This window comes from Pseudorhodoplanes sp. (assembly GCF_050250235.1).
Classification (GTDB): domain Bacteria; phylum Pseudomonadota; class Alphaproteobacteria; order Rhizobiales; family Xanthobacteraceae; genus Pseudorhodoplanes.
On the sequence record NZ_JBFWPA010000041.1, the window covers coordinates 48,081 to 54,471 of the forward strand.

At 64.2% G+C, this 6,391-nt stretch carries 4 protein-coding genes and 2 pseudogenes; 4 read left to right on the top strand and 2 right to left on the bottom strand.

Annotated features, from left to right (window positions below; all coding sequences use genetic code 11):
- Positions 1 to 18: 18 nt before the first annotated feature.
- On the bottom strand, positions 19 to 369 hold the full coding sequence (locus AB7F49_RS18445) for a thioredoxin family protein (protein WP_428524949.1): 351 nt from the start codon (positions 367 to 369) through the stop codon (positions 19 to 21).
- 218 nt (positions 370 to 587) lie between these two features.
- On the bottom strand, positions 588 to 1,055 hold the full coding sequence (locus AB7F49_RS18450) for a tRNA (cytidine(34)-2'-O)-methyltransferase (RefSeq protein WP_428524951.1): 468 nt from the start codon (positions 1,053 to 1,055) through the stop codon (positions 588 to 590).
- A 269-nt stretch (positions 1,056 to 1,324) separates the two neighbouring features.
- Here AB7F49_RS18450 and petA point away from each other — a divergent pair, with 269 nt between their 5' ends.
- The 4 genes and pseudogenes from petA to AB7F49_RS18470 all read left to right on the top strand — a co-directional run.
- Entirely contained in the window at positions 1,325 to 1,855 is a 531-nt protein-coding gene (gene petA / locus AB7F49_RS18455; RefSeq protein ID WP_428524953.1) for a ubiquinol-cytochrome c reductase iron-sulfur subunit, read from the top strand.
- A 60-nt stretch (positions 1,856 to 1,915) separates the two neighbouring features.
- A pseudogene (locus tag AB7F49_RS18460) lies at positions 1,916 to 4,075 on the top strand (cytochrome c1).
- A gap of 54 nt (positions 4,076 to 4,129) precedes the next feature.
- Positions 4,130 to 5,017 (top strand): S-methyl-5'-thioadenosine phosphorylase, encoded by an 888-nt coding sequence (locus AB7F49_RS18465; protein ID WP_428524955.1) that lies wholly within the window; start codon positions 4,130 to 4,132, stop codon positions 5,015 to 5,017.
- Between the two features lie 113 nt (positions 5,018 to 5,130).
- Positions 5,131 to 6,391 (top strand): annotated as a pseudogene (locus AB7F49_RS18470) (class I SAM-dependent methyltransferase); the annotation flags it as partial.

The following is a 6,391-nucleotide window of genomic DNA, read 5'->3' on the forward strand; positions in this document are numbered from 1 at the left end:
CAGGCCCCATGGTCCAGTTCACGTCGAGCGGGCTCGCCCGCCGGACGGGTCGATCGCTTGCATCTCCGCCGCAATCTCCCGGCCATCCTGCGGCCTGACCAGCCGGCTGACCTCGCGGCCATCCTTGAGGAAGACCAGCGTCGGCCAGAGCTTCACCCGGAACGATCGTCCGAGTGGCCGTCCGCTGCCGTCTTCGATCTTGACGTGGCGGATGTCCGGGTGGGCGGCAAAGGCCTGTTCGACGAGGGGGCTTGCACGGCGGCAATGGCCGCACCACGCGCTGCCGAACTCAAGCAGCGTGGCGCCGGTCAGCGCATCGATCTCGGCGCGCGGCGGCTCGCTGGTTGTATATTCGGGATTGAAGGGCATCGGGGATTCCTGGCGGGACCTTGGGAGGATTGCTGCGACAACGCGCGACTGCAAGCCCGGTTTCCGGCCCGCGATGTGTGCCGCGCGCGTGTGCCGCCCAGCCAGGCAGAAAAAGTGGCCCGCGGTTTTGAACCTTCGCGCGGGCGGCTGCGACCAATGCCGGATTAGGGTATGGTCTGTTGCCGCGTCCGTCTCGATGCCGGCGACGGGTAGCGAGCCTAACCGCCCCGCTGCCGCATCATCTCGCCCGCCGCCATGGCGACCGCCATCGCTACATTGAGCGAGCGCAGTCCCTCGCGCATCGGGATGAGCAGCCGCGCATCCGCCGCCGCCATCACATCGTCCGGCACCCCCGCGGACTCGCGGCCGAACAGCAGCACCTGCGGCGGCCGGTAGTCGTGGTGCAGATAGCTGACCGCGCCTTTGGTCGTGAACAAGGTCAGTCCGAGCCCGGCCGCCCGCCGCGACGCATCGAATGCCGCGAACGAGGCGTGCCGTTCGATCGTCACCGCGTCGAGATAGTCCATCCCGGCCCGCCGGAAGGCGCGGTCGGTCACCGGGAAGCCGGCCGGCTCGATCAGATGGGCGGTCACTCCGAGGCAGGCGCAAAGCCGCAGAATCGTGCCGGTATTCTGGGGAATGTCCGGCTGGTAAAGCGCGAGCGAGGGTGCATTGGGAATTGTCAAAAATCTCCCCGCGCGGAGGGTCAAATTGCGATGTTAGGCTAAGGGCTTATGCGACTCTTTATCGGAGTTGCAAAGGCAGGCTTGCGCTCCTTCGGCAAGGGTGCCAATAACACGCCGCCGGATCGCCGCCGACGGCCTTCCCCAAGGTCGGAATCGGCTGGTCGGACGTGGTCGCTGCGCTCGCCACCGGGGGACGGACGAAGCGGTCAGGTCCCTCGAAGGTTTGCAGCGCGCGCAGGCTCCGGCACGACGGAAGAGGGACTTTCACCGTGGCATCAGCAGCAGCATCGGCGGCCCATACGCGCCGCGATTTCCTTTACGTGGCGACCGGCTCGGTCGCGGCCGTCGGCGTCGCGTTCACCGCCTGGCCGTTCATTTTCCAGATGAATCCCGACGCGTCCACAATCGCCGCTGGCGCGCCCGTCGAGGTCGACCTGACCCCGGTCGCCGAGGGCCAGGTCATCAAGGTGTTCTGGCGCGGTAAGCCGATTTTCGTGAACCACCGCACACCGAAGGAAATCAAGGAAGCCCAGGACGTCAATCTGGCGAGCCTCCCCGACCCGCAGCCCGATTCCGCGCGGGTCAAGGCGGGCCACGCCAACTTCCAGGTCCTCATCGGCATCTGCACCCATCTCGGCTGCATTCCGCTGGCGCATGCCGGCCCGTATAATGGTTATTTCTGCCCCTGCCACGGCTCGGTCTACGATACCTCGGGCCGTATCCGTTCCGGCCCGGCGCCGACCAACCTCGCGCTGCCGCCCTACGAATTCCTCACCGACACCCGGGTCAGGATCGGCTGACGCGATCACGACGTCCCTGCAAATTATTCCGAAAAGGCTTCCCCCTAGAGGGTTTCACCAATGAGCGGACATTCGACCTATCAGCCGCAAAGCGCATTCATGAAGTGGATGGAGCGGCGGCTACCGATCGCGGGTCTGGTCCACTCCTCGTTCATCGCCTATCCGACGCCGCGCAACCTGAATTACTGGTGGACCTTCGGCGGCATCCTGTCGTTCATGCTGGTGGCGCAGATCGTCACCGGCATCGTGCTGGTGATGCACTACACGCCCCACGACACGATGGCGTTCAATTCCGTCGAGCACATCATGCGCGACGTGAATTACGGCTGGTTGTTGCGTTACCTGCATTCCAACGGCGCCTCGATGTTCTTCATCGCGGTCTATATCCACATGTTTCGCGGCATGTATTACGGTTCCTACAAGGAGCCGCGCGAGGTGCTGTGGATTCTCGGCGTCATCATCTACCTGTTGATGATGGCGACCGGGTTCCTGGGTTACACGCTGCCCTGGGGTCAGATGAGCTTCTGGGGCGCGACCGTCATCACCAACTTCTTCTCGGCCATCCCCTGGGTCGGCGAGACCGTCGTCACCTGGCTCTGGGGCGGATATGCCGTCGGCAATCCGACGCTGCAACGCTTCTTCTCGCTGCATTATCTGCTGCCCTTCGTGATCGCGGGCGTGGTCGTGCTGCATGTCTGGGCATTGCATGTGGCCGGGCAGAACAACCCGGCCGGCATCGAGCCCAAGGGCGACAAGGACACCGTGCCGTTCACGCCCTATGCGACCATCAAGGACAGCTTCGCGATGGTCTGCTTCATGCTGTTCTTCGCCTATTTCGTGTTCTACATCCCGAACTATCTCGGACACGCCGACAATTATATCCCGGCCAACCCGGCGGTGACGCCGACGCATATCGTGCCGGAATGGTATTACCTGCCGTTCTACGCGATCCTGCGCGCGATCCCGAACAAGCTGCTCGGAGTGATCGCGCTGTTCGCCTCGATCCTGGTACTGGCTTTCCTGCCCTGGCTCGATTCCTCCAGAGTACGATCGGCGCGCTATCGTCCGCTGTTCAGGCAGTTCTTCTGGATCTTCGTCGCGGTCTGTCTCGGCCTCGGCTATCTGGGCGCCAAGCCTGCGGAAGGCGGCTACGTGGTCGCCTCGCAGATCCTGACCTTCTGGTACTTCGCGCATTTCCTGATCGTGCTGCCGCTGCTCTCGCGCTACGAAAAGACCAAGCCGTTGCCCAACTCGATCTCCGAATCGGTGCTGAAGGAGGGCGTGCCGATCGGCGCCTCCGCGCCAGCGCCGACGAGACACTGAGCGGCCGGAGACGCACCAATGAAGATGCAACGCTCTCTACTCGCTCTCGCATTCGTTCTCGGGCTGTCGGCACCGGCATTGGCCGCCGAAGGGGCGGAGACGCCGCCGAAGCAGAAATGGTCGTTCTGGGGACCGGTCGGCAAATACGATCGCGCCCAGTTGCAGCGCGGATTCAAGGTCTATCGCGAAGTCTGCCAAGCCTGTCACAGCCTGTCGCTGTTGTCGTTTCGCAATCTTGCCGAAACCGGCGGGCCCGGCTTCAGCGAGCGCCAGGCGGCGGTGATCGCGTCGGAATACCGGGTGCAGGACGGGCCGAACGATGCCGGCGAAATGTTCGAGCGGGCCGCGCGGCTCGCCGACCGTTTTCCCAAGCCGTTCCCGAACGATAACGCGGCGCGTGCGGCCAATGGCGGCGCGCTGCCGCCTGATCTCTCGCTGATCGCCAAGGCGCGGACCTATGAGCGCGGCGGCCTGTGGTTCCTGGCGGACATCGTCACGCAATATCAGGAGCAGGGCCCCGATTATATCGCGGCGCTCCTGACCGGATACGTCGATGCGCCGAAGGACTTCAAGCTGCCCGAGGGCACGCACTACAACAAGTATTTTCCAGGCCATGCCATCGGCATGCCGAACCCGCTGAGCGACGATCAGGTCACTTATGACGACGGGGCGCCGCAGACTGCCGCGCAATACGCAAAGGACGTCACCGCCTTCATGATGTGGGCCGCCGAACCGCATATGGAGGCGCGCAAGCGCCTCGGCCTGCAGGTAATGATTTTCCTGCTGGTTCTGGCGGGCCTGCTTTATTTCACCAAGAAGAAGGTGTGGGCGGCGGTAAAGGCGCATCCCGAGATGCTCGAAGGCCAGCGCGAGCCGACCGAGTACAAGCGCAACTGAACGGTACGCGCCAAGGCCCCGTCCGGGTCCGTTTCGTTTTTGCGGGGGAGGATCATGACCGCGTCCGTCCTCGGCATCATCGGCGGTTCCGGCATCTACGATTTGCCCGGGCTCGAGAATGTCCGCGAGCAGCGCGTGACTTCGCCGTTCGGCGAACCGTCCGGCGCGCTCCGGATCGGCCAGATCGCAGGACTGCCGGTCGTGTTCCTGCCGCGTCATGATCGGGGCCACCGGCTCTCGCCTTCGGACATCAACTACCGTGCCAATATCGACGCGCTGAAGCGGGTCGGCGTGACCGACCTCGTCTCGCTGTCGGCCTGCGGCTCGTTCAAGGAAACGCTGCCGCCCGGCACCTTTGTGCTGGTGGACCAGTTCGTCGACCGTACTTATAGGCGCGAAAACTCGTTTTTCGGCAAGGGACTCGTCGCGCATGTGTCGATGGCGCACCCGGTCTCGCCCAACCTGCGCAACCAGATCGAAGCGGCAGCGCGCGCCGAAGACCTCGCGGTGGTGCGCGACGGCACCTATGTCTGCATCGAAGGCCCGCAATTCTCCACCCTCGCGGAGAGCCTGACCTACCAGCAACTCGGTTATTCGGTGATCGGCATGACCAACATGCCGGAGGCGAAGCTCGCCCGCGAAGCGGAGATTTGTTACGCGACCGTCGCCATGGTCACCGATTTCGACTGCTGGCATCCGGACCACGACGCCGTGACCGTGCAGGACATCATCGCGGTGCTGACCGCCAATGCCGAAAAGGCGAAGCGGCTGGTGGGACGGCTCGCAGCCGATTTTCCGCGGGAACGCCTGCCGTGCCCGATCGGGTCGGACCGTGCGCTTGATTCCGCAATCATCACGGCGCCCGAGGCCCGTGACCCGGAACTCGTCCGCAAACTCGACGCTGTGGCCGGACGTGTCCTCGGGCGCTCACCGTCAAACTGAATCGGTGAACATCGAATTCATCGAGCGTGCAGCTTTGGCTGCGCTATAAGGACCGGTCCGGCCGGCGACAGCCCGGATGGAGACTTCAAGAAACCGTCCCAGAGCGCGATTTCATGCCGGCCAGTGCCTCGTCCTTCAGGCTTCTGCTTGTCACCTACACCGCTGCAATTTTCGTCAGCGCCGCACTCCTGTTCGCGGTGCAGCCGCTGTTCGCCAAGATGGTGCTGCCGCGGCTCGGCGGCACGCCGGCGGTCTGGTCGGTGGCGATGGTGTTCTTCCAGGCCATGCTGCTTGCCGGCTACGCTTACGCGCATGCGCTGACCAGGTTCGTGCCGGGCCGCATCTCGGTGGTGCTGCACCTTGTGGTCATGGTGGTCGCAGTCTTCGCATTGCCGCTTGGGATTGCAGCCGGATGGGGACGGCCACCGGCCGCGGGCCAGGAATTCTGGCTGCTCGGGGTGTTCGGAGCCTCCATCGGGTTGCCATTTTTTGCGCTGTCGGCGAATGGCCCGCTGCTGCAGGCCTGGTTTGCGCGCACCGGCCATCCGCAGGCGAAGGATCCGTATTTTCTTTATGCTGCGAGCAATGTGGGCAGCTTCCTCGCGCTGCTCGCCTATCCGTTCGTGATCGAACCGTTCACCCGTCTGCCGCAGCAGACCACAGGCTGGACCGTCGGCTTCTACACGCTCATCGCTCTGATCGCTCTGTGTGGCGTATTCCTCCTGCGCTCGCGCGATGCGCTGCCGGAAATCGCAACCGATGAAGCCGCGCCGCCGACGGTCCGCGATGCCCTGATCTGGATCGCGCTTGCGGCGGTCCCGTCCGCGCTTCTGATCGCAATCACCGCCCACATTTCGACCGACGTCGCCGCGGCGCCGTTCCTGTGGGTTGTGCCGCTTGCGCTTTATCTCGCCACTTTCGTGATCGCGTTCCAGTCGCGGCCGATCCTGCCGCACCGTTTCGTCACCTTCATCGCACCGCTCGCGGTGATCATGCTCGTGGTGTCGCTCGCACTCGGAGCGGCGGACCAGATCGTGGTGCTGATCGCGCTGAACCTGGTCGGCTTCTTTGTTCTCGCGTTGATGTGCCACGGCGAATTGGCACGACGCCGGCCGCCGGCGCGCTATCTGACCTCGTTCTATCTCTATCTGTCGCTTGGGGGCGTGATCGGCGGCATTTTTGCCGGGCTGGTCGCCCAGCACCTGTTCTCGTGGGTCGCCGAGTATCCGCTCCTCATCATTGCCGCGGCGCTGTGCCGGCCCGGCCTTGTCTGGCCGCCGCAAAAACGCGAACTTGCCTTTCTGGCCGCGGTCGCTGCGGGCGTCGCCTTGGCATTCTACGCCGCCTCGGTTTGGCAATACGAATTCACCGAAA

Bases quoted from the DNA above. Each gene is read 5' to 3' on its own strand.
- AB7F49_RS18465 (WP_428524955.1), top strand. From the start codon at position 4,130: ATGACCGCGTCCGTCCTCGGCATCATCGGCGGTTCCGGCATCTACGAT.
- AB7F49_RS18445 (WP_428524949.1), bottom strand. From the start codon at position 369: ATGCCCTTCAATCCCGAATATACAACCAGCGAGCCGCCGCGCGCCGAG.